A 15,911-nucleotide genomic window follows, 5' to 3' on the forward strand; every position below is an offset into this window, starting at 1 on the left:
AATGGATTGGCCAGAAGAATTATTAGAGATATTTGATGACCCCTTGTTGGCGGATGTACGTCCGAAACCGAAGGCACCGACGCCCGATGACAGGCTGGCACAGAAATTGCTTGAAATCAACAAGTGGGTGGCAGAGCATGGTAGCGAACCCACAGCAGATGGTGGCTTGAAAGAAAAGTTGCTTGCTGCATCGTTCAAGGCTCTGCGAACCAAGGCAACAGATAGCCTAAGACAGTATGATGAGTATCAACTGTTGGGATAGGCTATAGTTTTTCACCTTATTATATATATAGTGATATGGATATTGATAAAGAATTAGAAGATATATTCAGCGACCCTTTGATGGATGTTTCCTATCAGGAGGCAAAACTCTTCGATGTGCCTGCCGACATGAAAGGCGTGATGGCTCAGAAGAAGGATGCGCCCGACCATGTGGCACAAAGAAAACGGTGTGAGAATTTCGCACAGTTTAAGCCGCTCTTCGAACAGGTGCATCAGGATTTGAAGACCGGGAAGCGACAGTTACAGAGAATCTCGAAGACGATGAGCTTATTGGCTGGACGCTATTATCTTGTAGATGGTCAGATGGTTTTGTTATATGAGATTATTGAGAAGAAAAAGGGTACTAATGGTTTGCCCGATGGCAGAACCCGCTGTATCTATGAAAATGGTACGGAGTCGGATATCTATCTCCAGACGCTTCGCAAGAGTGTGGTGGCAAGTGGCTATGCCATCACCGAAACTCTGGAGGAGACGGATGCTCATTTCTTCAATCCTGAGGATGTGAAGCAGGAAGACCAGGTGACGGGGTATATCTACGTGCTTCGTTCGAAATCTGAGAATCCGGAAATTCGTAACATCAAGAATCTCTATAAAATAGGTTTCTCTACGAATCGGGTAGAGGAACGTGTGGCAAATGCCGAGCACGAGCCTACTTATCTGATGGCACCTGTAGAAATTGTAAGCACTTACAAGATAGTGAACATGCACTCCCAGAAGTTTGAGGACCTGGTGCATCAGGTGTTGCAGACGGTGAACTTCCGTTTTAAGGTGGCTGATGATAAGGGAGAGATGCATGAGGCTACGGAATGGTATCAGGTTCCGCTGGAAATCATCGACAGTATCATTCAGAAAATCATGAATGGCACTATCATCTACTTTGCCTACAACAAAGAACAGCAATGTCTGGAGCAGCGAATAGAGAAAAAGCCATCGCAGTTAAATCTGTCGGGTTTGAAGGTTTTGACGCTGATTATTGAGAAGGTATATTTCGAGGAGATTGTATCTGGTGTGAAGACCGAGGAGTACCGTTCGTTGAAGCAGACCACGCTTAACAAATATACTTATATTGATGAGGCTGATGGCAAGCGTTATCTCCGTCGTTTCGATGCGATAAGGTTTTATGTGGGTTATCATTCGGATAGGGATAGTGCCGTGGTTCAGGTATTGGACACCACCTATGAGGATGGCTTGGTAACTTATCATCTCGGAAAGGTGTTGGAGGTGATAAGGGGGAAGAAAAATAAATAAAACAGTTGAAAACCAATAGTTTAAGGTCACAAATTGTGACCTTAAACGCTATTTCTATGTGTTCTAATATAGAGTGTTATACGAAGCTTTTGCCCTTGCAGGGCGCATTGCTGACTGCGAGTGTACCCAGGGCGCTGCCCTGGGCTAAGAGCTTTTGGGCTTTCAGCCCGTTCTTGAACCATCTGCAAAAAATCAGAAAGAATCTTTATCCTCGAAGTGCATTATAAGTTAAATTCCATTCTTTGTCAAGAACAGTGATTTCAGCTTCTTCTTGCAGTTCTTTCTAAAATCTTCTATACTGATAGAACGCTTCCAATCTTCTAGCCACGGGTATTGTGCCGTTAGTTCTTTTTCAAATCCTTCAGCATCAATATATTGCCCATTCTCATACTCTTCCTCAATAGCTTCAATTCTAGCCACGGCTTCTTCTTCATTGACCGGATGCCAGCCAACTGGAATCGGCTGCTCTTCTTGTAATGTATATCTTTTCTCCTTCATAAGCTCTTTCCTTTATAGTTTTCTTTTGAATTGTCTAATCAGATATCTAGGGCTTCTTCTCATATCCCATAAATCTACGAAAATGACGAGGTCGTTGGCTTCGTCGTAGCGATAGATAATCTTCCAATTCTCCTTGATGATAGCACTATGGTAAGGACGGTGGAATCGCTTAAGCATTGGCTCTCTGGGTGAAGAAAGAGGATGAAGCATCAGGCGATGCTTGATGTCATCAAGCTCTTTATTAAACCGGTTTACCGAAGTAACTCCAAATTCTGCTAGTGTATAAATCAGCATATCTCGAAGTTCCTTCTTGAAAGGGTCTAGTAATTTTATATGAGCCATAATCCTTCAGATTTAAGTTCTTCTATAAAATCATCAAAATCTGTAGCGTTGCCTGTCCTTTCATACTCTTCCTCAATAGCTTCAATCCTAGCCACGGCTTCTTCTTCATTAGCCGGATGCCAGCCAACAGGAATCTTGTTCCAGTCAATATCTTCTTCTGCACATTCAACCTCGGGAAGTGCTATGGCGGCATTTCCGTGATAGGCTGGTGCAGGCTCTGCTGCGAAAGCTGCATCTTTCTGCTCTTCTGGCAATGTATATCTTTTCTCTTTCATAAGCTTGCGTATTTTATCTGCTGCAAATTTACGATTATTATCTGAATCATGCAAGAAAAATGGGAGAAATGTTTTATAAAGTATCTTATAATCAAGGTTTTTGTTCATTGTTGGGCTTTGGGGTGGTTCTGAAAAAAAAAGTCACAATATCTAGCTGATAGAGCTGGGTATTGTGACTTTGCTTTTTGTTATATGTGTTTATTCGAAAATAATCACTAAATCTTAGTGGTGTTTCAAATCACACGCAGCCTGCTCATAGTCGATGAGATGATCGATGGTAGGGTGGTCGCCGCAGATTTCGCAGGATGCACGCTTCTTTACCTTGATGGTGCGGAAGTTCATCGTCTTGGCATCGAAGGTGAGCAATCGGTCGGTGAGCAGTTCGCCCACACCGAGGAAGTACTTCAACGCCTCGGCAGCCTGGATGGTTCCGAGCATACCAGCGATGGCACCAAGGACTCCTGCCTGGCTACTGGTAGGAACAGCGCCTGCTGGAGGTGGTTCCTTGAAGAAACAACGGTAACAAGCCGTGCCTGGAAGATGGGTGAAGGTCTGCCCCTGGAATCTCAGGATGCCGCCATGCGAGAATGCCTTGCCCAGTCGCACACAGGCATCATTGATGAGGAACTTCACCGGGAAGTTGTCGGTGCAATCAATGACGAAATCCCATGGCTTGATGATTTCCTCGGCATTGTCTGAGGCGAGGAAGGTATGGTAGGTTGTTACCTCCACATCAGGATTGATGGCAATCATCTTCTCCTTGGCGCTTTCCACCTTAGGGGTGTTCAAGTCCTTGGTCTGGTGGATGACCTGTCGTTGCAGGTTGCTGAGGTCAACCACATCGGCATCCACGATACCGATATGTCCCACGCCAGCCGCAGCGAGGTAGAGGGCAACTGGGGAACCCAATCCTCCGGCACCAATGATGAGCACCTTGGCATTGAGGAGCTTTTCCTGCCCCTCGAGGCCTACATCCTGAAGGAGGATGTGGCGGCTGTATCTTTCTATCTGTTCTTCTGTTAAATCTATCATTTTATAGTACTTTATGTCTTTTTTCTTTAGTAAAAAATTACTTTGTATAGCAGTTTATGCTCATACAGCAGTATAGAAAAAGGTCGCAAACAATTAACAGCTTGCGACCTTTGATATTCTTTATAAGAACCCGAATTATAATCCCGAATCCGGAAGTATAATTCTCAAATTCTTGATTTACTCGATTACTACAAGTGCATCCTCTTCGAGCACAGCCTGACCAGGCTTAACGCAGATAGCAGTAACCTTACCATCCTTCTCAGCCTCGATGTTGTTCTGCATCTTCATAGCCTCGAGAACGACAACAGTATCACCTGCCTTTACTTCCTGACCAACAGCTACCTCGATGCTGGTGATAGTACCAGGGAGAGGAGCCTTTACAGCATTGGCTGTATTTACGTTGGCAGCTGGAGTAGCCTCAGCATCATCAGATGCAGCAGCTGGCTGACCGAGCACAACCTTCTTCTTCTCTGGCTCAGCCTCCTGTTCCATCTCAACCTTGTAAGCTTCGCCATTCACGTTCACGCTTGCGATGTTACCCTCAACAGCGTCAATCTGAACCTTGTATTCTTTTCCGTCAATTGTATATTTAAACTCTTTCATTTCTATTACATTATGGTTTAGCTGTTAAACTCAAGAACTTGGCGTTCCACATCGTCTGACGTGGCTTGATAGTGATGATGCCAGGCTCCTTGTCGTGTACGTTATTGCCCTGGTACTCATAGAGAGCCATGGCAATCGCAGCATAAATATTCTTATCCATTCGTTTTTACTTTAATTTTGAGTGTTGATTGTTGAGTGTTGAATTAGGCTTGCGCCCTTCTGTTATGTTGAGTCTGTATATAACTCAACATTCTACACTCAACATTCAACATTTCTATATTACATTGGCATACAGCCATGCTTCTTAGCTGGCAAGTTCTGACGCTTGGTAGCGAGCTGAGCCAAACCACGGCAGATGCGGAAACGGGTGTTACGTGGCTCGATGACATCATCGATGTAACCATACTGAGCTGCCTGATATGGATTAGCAAACTTGTCAGTATACTCCTGCTCCTTCTCAGCCAGGAATGCCTTTACATCCTCGCCAGCTTCCTTCTTAGCCTTAGCTTCCTTACCACAGAGAACGGCAACGGCACCGCTGGCACCCATTACAGCAATCTCTGAAGATGGCCAAGCGAAGTTCAAGTCGGCACGCAACTGCTTGCAACCCATCACGATGTGGCTACCACCGTAGCTCTTACGCAATGTGATAGTAATCTTTGGCACGGTAGCCTCGCCGTAAGCGTAGAGCAACTGTGCACCGTGGAGGATGACAGCGTTGTACTCCTGACCTGTACCTGGCAAGAATCCTGGTACGTCTACGAGAGATACGATAGGAATATTGAAGGCATCGCAGAAACGAACGAAGCGGGCTGCCTTGCGGCTAGCGTTTACATCGAGTACACCTGCGTAAGCTGCTGGCTGGTTGGCTACGATACCAACGCTCTGACCATTGAAACGGGCGAAACCAGTGATGATGTTCTTGGCGAACTTAGGCTGAACCTCGAAGAACTCTCCGTTATCGGTTACAGCACCGATTACCTTATACATATCGTATGCCTGGTTTGGATCGTCTGGGATAATCTCGTTCAGAGTATCGTCCATGCGGTCGATTGGGTCTGTGCACTCTACGCGTGGAGCCTCTTCTGTATTGTTGCTAGGGATGTAAGAGAGCAGGCTCTTGATCATCTCGATAGCCTCTTCCTCTGTCTTAGCAGCGAAGTGGGTAACACCACTCTTGGTTGCGTGAACAGATGCACCACCGAGGTGCTCTGCATCGATGTCCTCACCAGTTACGGTCTTGACAACCTTAGGACCAGTCAGGAACATGTAAGAAGTCTGCTCCTTCATGATGATGAAGTCGGTCAAACCTGGAGAGTAAACGGCACCACCGGCGCAAGGGCCCATGATAGCAGAAATCTGTGGAATGACACCAGAAGCGAGGATGTTGCGCTCGAAAATCTCACCGTAACCAGCGAGGGCGCAGATACCTTCCTGAATACGAGCACCACCTGAGTCGTTCATACAGATAACAGGTGCACCCATAGTCATAGCCATATCCATTACCTTGCAGATCTTCTGTGCCATAGTCTCAGAGAGTGAACCACCATTTACGGTGAAGTCCTGAGCATATACGTAAACCAGACGGCCGGCTATAGTAGCGCTACCAGCTACAACACCATCACCGAGGTACTGCTTCTTCTCCATGCCAAAGTTAGTGCAACGATGCAACTTGAACATATCATACTCCTCGAAACTGCCGGCATCTACCAACATTTCGATACGCTCACGAGCGGTATATTTGCCACGTGCATGCTGCTTCTCGATGGCCTTCTCGCCACCGCCAAGACGAGCCTGTTCGCGCTTAGCGATCAGCTCCTTAATCTTTTCTACTTGTTTGCTCATAATTGATTATTATGTATTATTTCTTTATTCTTTATAGAATGGTTTCCTGAATCCATGGAATGAACGGACGAACCGTCATCGCATAATTCGGGCGCAAAGATACGAAAAAAACCGCAGATAGCGAACTATCTACGGTTAAATATTTAGAATAATGTGAAAAATCACTATTATTTGGTCCTAAAATTCCAAAAGAATGCGGGCATTGAGCTGTCTGCCGGTAAGATAATTAGGTACGGCGTATTGCTGGCTGGTTACATCTGTCACCCAGTAATAGCTGTTTACGTTGTCTATGCCGAAGAGGTTGAGGCAATCTACCCCCAGCATCACATTCTTCAGGAAGGTCTTCTTCTCCCGGCGGCTGTTGTCGAGCAGCTGATAACTCATACCGATATCTGCACGGCGATAGGCGGTGGCACGGAAACTGTTGGTCTCCAGCTCTCTGTGGGGTGCTGCAAAAGGAAGACCATCGGCAAAGGCGAGTTTCAAAGACATGCGCCACTTCTTGCTGCCTGGGAAATAATCGGTGAAGAAGAGGTTTACCGCATAACGCTGGTCGGTAGGCAAAGGGATGCTCTTGCCACCCAGTTTCATCTTTGTATCCATGAGCGAAAGACTGAGCCAGGAATCGGTACCCGGAACAAATTCTCCGTAGAGCTTGAAGTCGAGTCCTGCCGCATGACCGCTGCATTCGTTCTGTCCGTAATAAACTACCTTCACGTTACTAACCGAATAAGGAACCAGATTACTCAAAGCCTTGTAATAGGCTTCGGCAGAGAATTTATAGCGTTGGTCTCCTAGCTTGAACCTATAGTCGTAGCCGGCGATGAAGTGGATGCTTCGCTGGCTCTTGATTTTCTTGTTCAGCGATGCGATGGTTATGCCGTTCACCGTAGATGTATCTCTCAATTCCTTGAAGAATGGAGCCTGATAATACAGACCTGCCGCAAAACGGAGAGTTGTATTCTCGTGGTTGGCTGGTATGATGGCGAGCGACAGACGAGGACTCACGATGGTTTCTCTGTTGAAATTCCAATGACTCATTCTGATACCATAGTTCAGGGTGTAATGTGTCTGTCCGTTCCCGGTACTGTCGGCTGTTCCTCCCGAAAAACGGTAGGTGTCCTGGATATAAGCTTCCATTCGGTTGGCATTCAGTTCGTTGCGAGCCTTCAGTGAATAAACCATATAGAGGTCTTTGCCATTGTGAGGAATACTGTATCCTGCAGAATCACGCATCTCATATTCTACAGAATTCTCCTCGATATGTTCACGCTTCAGACTTACTGCGGCTTCCATCTGATGTTTCTTCACCTTGTGTTTGAGCATCAGTTTGGCACTCATCACGCGGGCTGTGAGATAGTTTCGGGCATGTTCGAAATAGGTACCTACTCCCAAGTTTTCTGAAGTCTCGGTTTCGTCAAGCCAGTATTGTCCCTGAATGTCATATTTCTCCTGTTCCTTGGTATAGAAAGCACTGCCCAGAAGCGAGAGACTGGTGTTGGCGGTAAACTGGCGGGTAATGCCGAGTGTACCGAAGTAGGTGAGGAAACGGTCTTTTTCCTGACCGTCAAAATATACTCTGAAGCTCTTTACGTTTTCCATTGTTCCGAACTTCGTTTCTCGGTCTTCCGGTTCGAAGTTGTAGTGATTATCAGAGATGTAGCCTATGAAGTCAAGCTTCCAGCGTTTGTTGGGCTGGTAACTCAGATAGGTCTGATAGTCAAGATAGTTTGGCTTGTATTCGCCTTTGGTTTCCATCGAACCGAGCAGGTAAGAGGTAGTTTTGTAGCGCACGCTGTTGAGCCATGAAAGTTTCTGGGTTCCCAGACCGATGTATGCGTCAGCACCCAGCAGACTGGCAGCCAGACTTCCTTCAACCACCGGCTTCTTGCTTTTTGCTTTCAGGGTTTTGTAGGTGATGTCGAGAGCCGAACTCATCTTGTCTCCGTATTTGGCAGCATATCCTCCGGTTGAGAAACCGATTTTATCTACCATATAAGGGTTGATGACGGAGAGGCCTTCCTGCTGTCCGCTGCGAACCAGGAATGGGCGGAATACTTCTACGTTGTTGATGTATACGGAGTTCTCATCGAAGGCTCCGCCACGCACATTGTATTGCGAAGAGAGTTCGTTGTGGGTACTCACGCCAGCCTGTTGCTGAACCAGACTTTCCACCCCATTTCCGTTGGCAGATGGCGTCATCTTCATGTCCTTAGTCTTCAGTTCCTGTATCTGGTCCGACTGTATTTTCTCTCCCTTGATATTCACCTCATCGAGGGTGGTGGATGCTTCGCGAAGTACCACCTGCAGGGTTTGTTTTCCTCGCGGTCTTCTCAGCACTTTTGTTTTTGTCTTAAAGCCGATATATGAGAATTTGACTACCACGCTGTCTGCTGAATGCAGTTTGAGGCTATAGTCTCCCTTGAGCGAAGTAACGGCAGTCTTTCCCTGGCTAGCCACCGAAACGATGGCAAACTCCAGTGGCTGGTTGTTCTCGTCTACCACTTTGCCGTGAAGGGTAAACTCCTGCGCCATCATCTTTATGGTTGCGATGAGGCATATTGTGAGTATCAATAATCTATTTTTCATACTTTTATTAACGAGAAAAACTGAAAAATATTGTAGATGGTTGCAAGTTTTGATGAATGTCACTGGTTGTAATGCATTTGCGTCAGCCCGATTTGGCAGTCATGACGAGACCATATCTACATCAACCTTTATGATTGATGCTGCAAAGATACATTCTTTTCTGTTTCATAGCTATGCGATTTGTGACAATTGTGTGGATTCGGGAAATAAAGTTGGCGAAAATTATATTTTTATGCCTTATCTTGAAATTCGAAGAAATATTTCCGAAGAATAGAAAATTATCTCCGAAGGATAAAATAATATCTCCGATAAATAGGAAAATATCTCCGAAGGATAAAATGATCTTTCCGAAAGAGAATTGTCTCCTGATTATATGTCCCGGCACAGATTCCTGCAGATGATTTTCTGTTGCATACAGAACAGAATTTTGATGTGATTTTTGGGAGGTGAAGGGTGAAGGGTATATTTTAAACTTTATATTATATTCTTTTTTAGGGTTTTTCCGATTTTTGACCCTAGGGTCTTTTTTTCGGTTTTTACCCTAACCCTTCACGCGTATATATAAAAAAGAGTTTTCAAACCTTCACCCTTCACCTTTTTGGCGATTCTTTTGATGGTCAGAGAGTTACGGGTGAAGGGTGGTGAAGGCACTTCTTTGCTTTCTTTAAACACTTTTTTACATTTGGGCATTTTAAGGAGAGTTTGGTTGGAAACGTAGAAATATGAACTTGCTTAGGAAAAGAGAAAGGAGATTATAAAAAAAGCCCGATAAAAGTGCACTTTTATCGGGCTGGAATTGTTATGATTATTTACTTGTTGAATGCATAGAACAAACCATCATTCATAGCCATGCGAACCTGGTATAAACCATTGGCATCTGCTGGGACGTTGATCTTCTCGCCACTTGGCAAGCAAGCCTGGATGCTGCCATCCTCGTTGAAGCTGAAAAGCTCACGGATATCGCCATCCTTGCTGTATGACCAACTCTTGTGCTTCTTGTCGAACACAAAGTATGATTTCTCACCATCTGGGTCGGTAATCTCATAGCCATTCTTCAATGTCTTGATGGCATACATACGACCATCCTTACCCATTACGTCCTTAGTAGTTCCTACCTGGCCAATCACCTTGTCGCCTGTCCAGAACTCGATAGAGTTGATAACGAGAAGGTCTGCAAATGAACATACTGCGTAAGCTGGAGTGATAAGCACGAAGATAATCTCGTTTACAAACTTGTTGTCTGTTGCTCTCTTGTTCCAGTCAAGTACGGAATTTGTCAGGCCAAATGAGCCGATGCAAGAACTGAATGTCAAGGTGCCCAGCAGGACTGCGATGACAGGTTTAGTTAAATTTTTCTTCATAGTCATTAATTAATTTATATGTTGAGTATCTTTTACTTAGCAGACTCAAACTCGCGCAAGAAACGAGTATCGTTCTCAGAGAAGAGACGAAGGTCGCTCACGCGATATTTCAAGTTGGTGATACGCTCAACACCCATACCGAAGGCATAACCCGTATAGACATTGCTGTCGATACCACAAGCCTCGAGATCATGAGGGTCAACCATACCGCAACCTAAAATCTCAACCCATCCAGTATGCTTGCAGAAGTTACAACCCTTACCGCCACAGATGTTGCAGGAGATATCCATCTCGGCACTAGGTTCTGTGAATGGGAAGTAGCTAGGACGGAGACGAATCTTGGTATCTGCACCAAACATCTCACGGGCAAAGGTAAGGAGCACCTGCTTGAGGTCGGTGAAACTTACGTTCTTATCTACATAGAGACCTTCTACCTGATGGAAGAAACAGTGAGCGCGGGCGCTGATAGCTTCGTTACGGTAAACGCGGCCTGGGCAGAGCACACGGATAGGTGGCTCATGAGTTTCCATATAGTGAGCCTCGTCGCCAGAAGTATGGCTGCGGAGAAGCACATTCTTGGTAACATCGTCGCTGTTGGTCTTCTCTATAAAGAAGGTGTCCTGCATATCGCGGGCTGGGTGGTCGGCTGCAAAGTTGAGCATCGTAAATACGTGCTTGTCGTCATCTACCTCAGGACCCTGGAAAAGGGTAAAGCCCATGCGAGCGAAAATGTCGATAATCTGATTCTTCACTACGGTGAGTGGATGGCGAGTACCGAGTGCTACAGGGTAGGCGGTACGGGTCAAGTCGATATCATCGCTTGATGCCTCGGCTTCTTCCATCTGCTCCTTCAGTCCGTTGATCTTCTCAAGGGCTGCGTTCTTCAGTTCGTTGATTTTTACACCAACCTCTTTCTTCTGGTCGGCTGGCACTGTGCGGAAGTCGGCCATAAGGGCGTTAATCTCGCCCTTCTTGCTCAGATACTTGATTCGAAGCTGCTCTACTTCTTCTGCGTTTTGGGCAGTCAAAGTGCTCACTTCTTTCAAGAGTTCGTCTATTTTTTCTAATAACATATCTATATTTTTATCTTTTTTGACTGCAAAGATAACATTTTTTGCTTAAAAGATGAAATAATTCAAAAGAAAGTTGTACTTTTGCATGGAAAATTTGAGAAATTTAATAGGTTTATGAAAAAACTCTGTTTATTAACGGTGTTAATGGCGGTGCTTACCATCGTTTGTTTCACGTCTGTGGGATGCACAGACAAGAAGCCTGCGCCTGCCATTGATTCGGCTTCATCCGACTCGGTGATTGCCGACACCCAAGCGATGGACTCTACAGAACAGCTGATAGAGGAGACTCCGATGCCAAAGGCGGCTGACGAGCTTTTTGATGATTTTGTGTTTAATTTTGCAGCTAACAGAAAGTTGCAGAAAAGTCGTATTGTCTTCCCGCTGCCGGTATATCACGGTAAGAAACTGACCAAGAAGATAGAAAAAAAACATTGGAAGATGGAGCATTTCTTCATGCGCCAGGATTATTACACGCTGATTTTTGATAATCAGAAACAGATGAAATTGATGAAGGATACTACTATCGATCATGTAGTAATAGAAAAGGTGTTCTATAGTAGAAAGACAGTTCAGCAGTTTGTGTTTAATCGCATCAATGGTCAGTGGATGATGACTAGCATCTGCTACGTGCCTATGTATCAGAATAATAATGCCAGTTTCCTGAAGTTTTACGGCCATTTTGCTACTGATACCGCTTTCCAGGCTCGCCACATCCATAATCCGGTGAAGTTTACCGGTCCTGATCCTGATGATGATTTCAGTACGATGACAGGCGATATAGACCCGGAAACATGGCCTGCCTTTGCGCCTCAACTGCCTCACGGCATGATTTACAATATAATCTATGGTCAGAAATATACCGAGAGCAACCGGAAAATTTTCGTGATTCGTGGTATTGCCAATGGTATGGAAACCTCTCTTACTTTCAAAAAGATTGGAGGAAAATGGGAACTGATCAAACTGAATATGTAGCTTTTTAGTTAGTAGTAATAGTTTTAACCAGATATGAAGGATATTCGTAACTACAGCCTTTTGGCTCACAATACGTTTGGCATCGATGCCAAATGCAGCAGATTTCTGGAGTATGAATCGGTTGAGGAAGCCCGACAGATAGTGGGCTTGCTGACAGAGGCAGATCAGCCGCTGCTCATTCTGGGCGGTGGTAGCAATCTCTTGCTGACCGGTGATTATGCAGGTACAGTGCTCCATTCGGCTATTATGGGTATTGAGGTTCTAGACAACAAGACTTTGGCAGCTGCAGAGGGGGATGATGCTTTGTGCAATCCGGATTGGGTATTCCTTTCCTGTGGTAGTGGCGAGGTGTTTGATGATGTAGTAGCTTATGCCGTAGAGCATGGCTATCATGGAGCTGAAAATCTGAGTATTATTCCGGGTGAAGTAGGTGCCAGCGCGATTCAGAATATCGGTGCCTATGGTGTGGAAGCCAAGGATATTATATATAAGGTGGAAGCGGTTGAGATAGCCACGGGCAGAGTAGTGGTGTTTGATAATGCTGACTGCGAGTATAGTTACCGTCAGAGTAAATTTAAGCATGAGTGGAAGGATAAGTATCTTGTAACGCATGTGATTTACCGTTTGCAGAAGACCTTCCGTCCGGATCTGGATTATGGTAATATCCGTTCTGCGCTCGAGGCTAAGCATATTGCTGAGCCTACAGCCCAGCAACTTCGTGATGTCATCATAGAAATTAGAGAGGCAAAATTGCCTGATCCTAAAGTGCTGGGAAATGCAGGCAGTTTCTTTATGAATCCTATTGTAGAGAAGGCTAAGTACGAAGAACTGGCTGCTCTTTATCCGGGTATGCCTCATTATACCATCGATGATTCCCATGAAAAGATTCCGGCTGGCTGGATGATTGATCAGTGTGGCTGGAAGGGAAAGAGTCTGGGACGGGCCGGTGTGCATGATAAGCAGGCACTGGTGCTAGTGAATCGTGGCGGTGCTACGGGCGAGGAAATCGTAAAACTCTGTAAGACCATCCAGGAGGATGTGAAGCAGAAGTTTGGTATAGAGATTCATCCGGAAGTGAATGTGAAGTGAAGAATTCGGTTGTTTTCAGAAAAATATTTGATAATTAATGAAGGTAACTTTATTAGGTACAGGCACATCGGGCGGTGTTCCTTCGTTGGGGTGTAACTGTGAAGTGTGCCGAAGTACCGATCCGCATGATAAAAGATTGCGTAGTGCGGCAATGATAGAAACGGAGAATACCCGTATTCTGATAGATGCCGGACCTGATATCCGACAGCAGTTGTTGCGTGTGCCTTTCAGGAAGATAGATGGTGTGCTGGTTACGCATATCCATTACGACCATGTTGGTGGTATTGATGATTTGCGCCCTTTCTGTATCTTTGGTGATATCAATATCTACGGCGATGAAATCGTTACTGCGGGGCTGCCTCATACGATGCCTTACTGCTTTCCGAAGAATGCAGAAAAACTCTATCCGGGAGCTCCGAAACTCAAATTGCATACCATTCATCCGCATGAGCATTATCAGATAGGTGGCATTGAGTTTGTTCCTATCCGTGTGATGCACGATAAGATGCCTATTCTCGGCTATCGGTTTGGTAAGTTTGCCTATATTACTGATATGAAATCTATGGGTGATGAAGAATATGCTTATTTGGAAGGTGTGGAAACACTCGTAATTAACGCACTCAGATTTGAGAAAACACATCACAGCCATCAGCTTGTATCTGATGCTATTGAGGTGTCGCGCAGGATAGGAGCAAAACATACTTGTTTTATCCATGTGACTCATCAGATAGGTTTTCACGATGAAGCGAATAAAAGGCTGCCCGAAGGCTTTGAATTTGGCTTCGATGGAATGGAGATATATGTAGAAAATAGATGAACTTTTATTGAAAAAGGTTTAAAAACCGGTTGATTAAAGTTAATTAAATTAAAATAATAGATCTTTTGCTAAGAAAAATTTGCGAGTATCATAGATTATTTCTATATTTGCATGTGTGTTTTTCATAGTATTAGATTTAAGGTTAACAAGGTATTGGGGTCGCAGCGGCGACCCTTTTTTGTTTTTATCCCCTTTTGGGTGACTAAAAAATGCCTTTTTCCAAGGCATCTTTCCTTTCCCCAAAACGGTATATGATTCATCTCTTCCGAGGTTTGAATCTCCGGTAAAGTTTCCAAGCCAACAGTGCACCGTCGAATGCTCCTGCTCCCACCTGCAGCAAACTCTGCAGTCGCTTGCTAGGACTCGCATTGCGTGACAGGATTTCAGGTTTTGTGAAAAGCGAGTTCCATAAAGTCTGAATCTTGGCATCATCGGCATCAATTTCCTTGCGTATCGCCTCTTTTTTGAGTCGGATATCGTTTAAGGAATTATATTCTGTGATTTCTGAATGATTTGTCATGTTGCGAAAAGGAGGTTATTTTTCCATTAAGAGGCTGGCCAGAAATCTGACCAATGGTCTCTCGATCCACTTATGGCGGAAAATTACAAATAATATTAATATAAATAGGTATACTGCAGCAACAATGCAGAATCCGAAAGTCAGACTACCTATTAAGTCTGCCAATGCAAAAGCAGCGCCAAAGGATAGGTAAATGAGGGTAAGCGTAAGTAAGCCCAGAAGTACCAAGGTCATGGTAATGACCGTAAGCAGGCGTACCACCTTATCCACAACATCGAGCTTCAGAAATTCGCTCTGAAGCCCGATGTAATGTTTAAGCACCTCAATGAGCTGCCCGATAGTTTCTACATTTTTATCGTTAGAGAACATCATGATAGGTGATGATTAAACCTCAGGAGCTGCGTCCTTGATATCGTCAACCAGATCATCAACGTCCTTACGGCTCAACTTGATGTCGTGCTTCTTGCAGAAATCGTCTACTGCACCTGCAATCTTACTACGTGTATCCTCACCCTTCTCAGGAGCGAAAATCAAACCGAGTGCTGTACCAGCGATAGCACCGCCGAGGAAAGCACCAATGTAACCTAATGTTTTCATATGCTATAAATTTTAAACGTTAAACGATTATCTTCTTGTCATTTTCATTTGACAATGCAAATATACTAAATTCTCTTTAAAAAACAAGCCTTTTAGCCTTAATTTTTCATTAAAAATGTTTTAATAGCCTTATTTAACAAACTTTAGGCGGCATATTCTTCGTTTTTCGGGCATTTTTTTGTATTTTCGCAGAGTAAAAAACGCATAACGCGAAATTTATATTGAATGAACAACAATAATAAACAATAAAACGAATAAGAATTATGAAGAAAATTACAGTATTAAGCATGGGAATGTGCGCAGTTTTGGCGCTCGCAAGTTGTGGTACATCTAAGGAAAGTGCATATAAGAAGGCATATGAGAAGGCGCAGCAGCAGGAACAGCAGGCTGCTCAGGCTCCTGTTGCTCAGGAACCAGTTGTAGCTCCTCTCGAGACTCAGGCTCCTTCTGATGAGCAGACAGAGGTTGATAATGCTACTGTTCGTTCTGAGGATGTGTCTCTCATCTCTGGTTCTGGCTTGTCAAGCTATAGCGTAGTAGTGGGTTCTTTCTCTCTCAAGGCTAACGCTGAGGGATTGGCTAGTACATTGAAGAGCGCTGGCTACGATGCTCAGATTGCCCTGAACACAGAGCGTAACATGTATCGCGTGGTAGCTTCTACATTTGCTGATAAGGCTGCTGCTGTCAAGAGCCGCAATCAGCTTCGCGCTGGTAAGTATCCTGATGCTTGGTTACTCCTTAAGAAGTAATCTGATATTATATAAGGAT

The 15,911-nt window shown here is 44.6% G+C and carries 19 protein-coding genes; 6 read left to right on the forward strand and 13 right to left on the reverse strand.

The annotated features are described in order from the left end of the window. The first annotated feature begins 1 nt into the window (after position 1). Together KUA46_RS02670 and KUA46_RS02675 are read left to right on the forward strand one after the other, a co-directional pair. Positions 2 to 262, forward strand: coding sequence for a hypothetical protein (locus KUA46_RS02670; protein ID WP_218487037.1), 261 nt, complete (start codon positions 2 to 4; stop codon positions 260 to 262). Between the two features lie 35 nt (positions 263 to 297). After that, positions 298 to 1,530 carry a GIY-YIG nuclease family protein gene (locus tag KUA46_RS02675; protein ID WP_218487036.1) on the forward strand — a complete coding sequence of 411 codons (1,233 nt, stop codon included), beginning with the start codon at positions 298 to 300 and terminating at the stop codon, positions 1,528 to 1,530. Between the two features lie 228 nt (positions 1,531 to 1,758). Here KUA46_RS02675 and KUA46_RS02680 read toward each other — a convergent pair whose 3' ends face one another. The 10 genes from KUA46_RS02680 to pheS form a co-directional block, all read right to left on the reverse strand. Then, positions 1,759 to 2,028: a hypothetical protein gene (locus KUA46_RS02680; protein WP_119238516.1), complete on the reverse strand. Its 270-nt coding sequence runs from the start codon at positions 2,026 to 2,028 to the stop codon at positions 1,759 to 1,761. Positions 2,029 to 2,040: 12 nt separating this feature from the next. Further along, entirely contained in the window at positions 2,041 to 2,370 is a 330-nt protein-coding gene (locus KUA46_RS02685) for a type II toxin-antitoxin system RelE/ParE family toxin (protein ID WP_218487035.1), read from the reverse strand. Beyond that, positions 2,358 to 2,753, reverse strand: coding sequence for a hypothetical protein (locus tag KUA46_RS02690; protein WP_218487034.1), 396 nt, complete (start codon positions 2,751 to 2,753; stop codon positions 2,358 to 2,360). The genes KUA46_RS02685 and KUA46_RS02690 overlap by 13 nt, the downstream gene beginning before the upstream one ends. 114 nt (positions 2,754 to 2,867) lie before the next feature. Then, the gene (locus KUA46_RS02695) at positions 2,868 to 3,677 is read right to left on the reverse strand and encodes a HesA/MoeB/ThiF family protein (protein ID WP_153082033.1); all 810 of its coding nucleotides are present in this window, start codon (positions 3,675 to 3,677) and stop codon (positions 2,868 to 2,870) included. A 177-nt stretch (positions 3,678 to 3,854) separates the two neighbouring features. After that, entirely contained in the window at positions 3,855 to 4,280 is a 426-nt protein-coding gene (locus KUA46_RS02700) for a biotin/lipoyl-containing protein (RefSeq protein ID WP_022120280.1), read from the reverse strand. Between the two features lie 10 nt (positions 4,281 to 4,290). Further along, positions 4,291 to 4,440 carry a hypothetical protein gene (locus tag KUA46_RS02705; protein ID WP_176425588.1) on the reverse strand — a complete coding sequence of 50 codons (150 nt, stop codon included), beginning with the start codon at positions 4,438 to 4,440 and terminating at the stop codon, positions 4,291 to 4,293. A 119-nt stretch (positions 4,441 to 4,559) separates the two neighbouring features. Then, entirely contained in the window at positions 4,560 to 6,125 is a 1,566-nt protein-coding gene (locus KUA46_RS02710) for a carboxyl transferase domain-containing protein (RefSeq protein ID WP_153093362.1), read from the reverse strand. Positions 6,126 to 6,302: 177 nt separating this feature from the next. Then, positions 6,303 to 8,714 carry a TonB-dependent receptor gene (locus KUA46_RS02715; protein WP_218487033.1) on the reverse strand — a complete coding sequence of 804 codons (2,412 nt, stop codon included), beginning with the start codon at positions 8,712 to 8,714 and terminating at the stop codon, positions 6,303 to 6,305. Positions 8,715 to 9,523: 809 nt separating this feature from the next. Then, a complete protein-coding gene (locus KUA46_RS02720) occupies positions 9,524 to 10,075 on the reverse strand; it encodes a DUF3332 domain-containing protein (RefSeq protein ID WP_337428164.1) in 552 nt (183 codons plus the stop codon). Positions 10,076 to 10,107: 32 nt separating this feature from the next. Beyond that, positions 10,108 to 11,148: a phenylalanine--tRNA ligase subunit alpha gene (gene pheS, locus KUA46_RS02725; protein ID WP_118079092.1), complete on the reverse strand. Its 1,041-nt coding sequence runs from the start codon at positions 11,146 to 11,148 to the stop codon at positions 10,108 to 10,110. A 114-nt stretch (positions 11,149 to 11,262) separates the two neighbouring features. Between pheS and KUA46_RS02730 the strand changes: the two genes are divergently transcribed. Genes KUA46_RS02730 through KUA46_RS02740 form a run of 3 tightly spaced genes read left to right on the forward strand, consistent with a single transcriptional unit; the run spans position 11,263 to position 14,026 of the window. Further along, entirely contained in the window at positions 11,263 to 12,120 is an 858-nt protein-coding gene (locus tag KUA46_RS02730) for a DUF4348 domain-containing protein (protein ID WP_119238297.1), read from the forward strand. A gap of 33 nt (positions 12,121 to 12,153) precedes the next feature. Continuing rightward, positions 12,154 to 13,209: a UDP-N-acetylmuramate dehydrogenase gene (gene murB / locus KUA46_RS02735; RefSeq protein WP_218487032.1), complete on the forward strand. Its 1,056-nt coding sequence runs from the start codon at positions 12,154 to 12,156 to the stop codon at positions 13,207 to 13,209. A gap of 37 nt (positions 13,210 to 13,246) precedes the next feature. Next, positions 13,247 to 14,026 (forward strand): MBL fold metallo-hydrolase, encoded by a 780-nt coding sequence (locus KUA46_RS02740; RefSeq protein WP_218487031.1) that lies wholly within the window; start codon positions 13,247 to 13,249, stop codon positions 14,024 to 14,026. 256 nt (positions 14,027 to 14,282) lie between these two features. Here the strand turns inward: KUA46_RS02740 and KUA46_RS02745 are convergent, their stop codons facing one another. Genes KUA46_RS02745 through KUA46_RS02755 form a run of 3 tightly spaced genes read right to left on the reverse strand, consistent with a single transcriptional unit; the run spans position 14,283 to position 15,143 of the window. Then, positions 14,283 to 14,546: a hypothetical protein gene (locus KUA46_RS02745; RefSeq protein ID WP_022121618.1), complete on the reverse strand. Its 264-nt coding sequence runs from the start codon at positions 14,544 to 14,546 to the stop codon at positions 14,283 to 14,285. A gap of 15 nt (positions 14,547 to 14,561) precedes the next feature. Then, positions 14,562 to 14,915: a phage holin family protein gene (locus KUA46_RS02750; protein WP_153093392.1), complete on the reverse strand. Its 354-nt coding sequence runs from the start codon at positions 14,913 to 14,915 to the stop codon at positions 14,562 to 14,564. A 15-nt stretch (positions 14,916 to 14,930) separates the two neighbouring features. Further along, on the reverse strand, positions 14,931 to 15,143 hold the full coding sequence (locus KUA46_RS02755; protein ID WP_006846877.1) for a YtxH domain-containing protein: 213 nt from the start codon (positions 15,141 to 15,143) through the stop codon (positions 14,931 to 14,933). Between the two features lie 263 nt (positions 15,144 to 15,406). Here KUA46_RS02755 and KUA46_RS02760 point away from each other — a divergent pair, with 263 nt between their 5' ends. Then, a complete protein-coding gene (locus KUA46_RS02760) occupies positions 15,407 to 15,892 on the forward strand; it encodes an SPOR domain-containing protein (protein ID WP_006846876.1) in 486 nt (161 codons plus the stop codon). Positions 15,893 to 15,911 lie beyond the last annotated feature (19 nt).

Origin of the sequence: Segatella copri (genome assembly GCF_019249765.2) — a bacterium.
Taxonomy (GTDB): domain Bacteria; phylum Bacteroidota; class Bacteroidia; order Bacteroidales; family Bacteroidaceae; genus Prevotella; species Prevotella copri_K.

What these genes read in the sequence shown, in the direction of transcription:
- KUA46_RS02670 (WP_218487037.1), top strand. Translation starts at nt 2, where the DNA reads ATGGATTGGCCAGAAGAATTATTAGAGATATTTGATGACCCCTTGTTG.
- KUA46_RS02675 (WP_218487036.1), top strand. Translation starts at nt 298, where the DNA reads ATGGATATTGATAAAGAATTAGAAGATATATTCAGCGACCCTTTGATG.
- KUA46_RS02680 (WP_119238516.1), bottom strand. Translation starts at nt 2,028, where the DNA reads ATGAAGGAGAAAAGATATACATTACAAGAAGAGCAGCCGATTCCAGTT.
- KUA46_RS02685 (WP_218487035.1), bottom strand. Translation starts at nt 2,370, where the DNA reads ATGGCTCATATAAAATTACTAGACCCTTTCAAGAAGGAACTTCGAGAT.
- KUA46_RS02690 (WP_218487034.1), bottom strand. Translation starts at nt 2,753, where the DNA reads ATGAACAAAAACCTTGATTATAAGATACTTTATAAAACATTTCTCCCA.
- KUA46_RS02695 (WP_153082033.1), bottom strand. Translation starts at nt 3,677, where the DNA reads ATGATAGATTTAACAGAAGAACAGATAGAAAGATACAGCCGCCACATC.
- KUA46_RS02700 (WP_022120280.1), bottom strand. Translation starts at nt 4,280, where the DNA reads ATGAAAGAGTTTAAATATACAATTGACGGAAAAGAATACAAGGTTCAG.
- KUA46_RS02705 (WP_176425588.1), bottom strand. Translation starts at nt 4,440, where the DNA reads ATGGATAAGAATATTTATGCTGCGATTGCCATGGCTCTCTATGAGTAC.
- KUA46_RS02710 (WP_153093362.1), bottom strand. Translation starts at nt 6,125, where the DNA reads ATGAGCAAACAAGTAGAAAAGATTAAGGAGCTGATCGCTAAGCGCGAA.
- KUA46_RS02715 (WP_218487033.1), bottom strand. Translation starts at nt 8,714, where the DNA reads ATGAAAAATAGATTATTGATACTCACAATATGCCTCATCGCAACCATA.
- KUA46_RS02720 (WP_337428164.1), bottom strand. Translation starts at nt 10,075, where the DNA reads ATGAAGAAAAATTTAACTAAACCTGTCATCGCAGTCCTGCTGGGCACC.
- pheS (WP_118079092.1), bottom strand. Translation starts at nt 11,148, where the DNA reads ATGTTATTAGAAAAAATAGACGAACTCTTGAAAGAAGTGAGCACTTTG.
- KUA46_RS02730 (WP_119238297.1), top strand. Translation starts at nt 11,263, where the DNA reads ATGAAAAAACTCTGTTTATTAACGGTGTTAATGGCGGTGCTTACCATC.
- murB (WP_218487032.1), top strand. Translation starts at nt 12,154, where the DNA reads ATGAAGGATATTCGTAACTACAGCCTTTTGGCTCACAATACGTTTGGC.
- KUA46_RS02740 (WP_218487031.1), top strand. Translation starts at nt 13,247, where the DNA reads ATGAAGGTAACTTTATTAGGTACAGGCACATCGGGCGGTGTTCCTTCG.
- KUA46_RS02745 (WP_022121618.1), bottom strand. Translation starts at nt 14,546, where the DNA reads ATGACAAATCATTCAGAAATCACAGAATATAATTCCTTAAACGATATC.
- KUA46_RS02750 (WP_153093392.1), bottom strand. Translation starts at nt 14,915, where the DNA reads ATGTTCTCTAACGATAAAAATGTAGAAACTATCGGGCAGCTCATTGAG.
- KUA46_RS02755 (WP_006846877.1), bottom strand. Translation starts at nt 15,143, where the DNA reads ATGAAAACATTAGGTTACATTGGTGCTTTCCTCGGCGGTGCTATCGCT.
- KUA46_RS02760 (WP_006846876.1), top strand. Translation starts at nt 15,407, where the DNA reads ATGAAGAAAATTACAGTATTAAGCATGGGAATGTGCGCAGTTTTGGCG.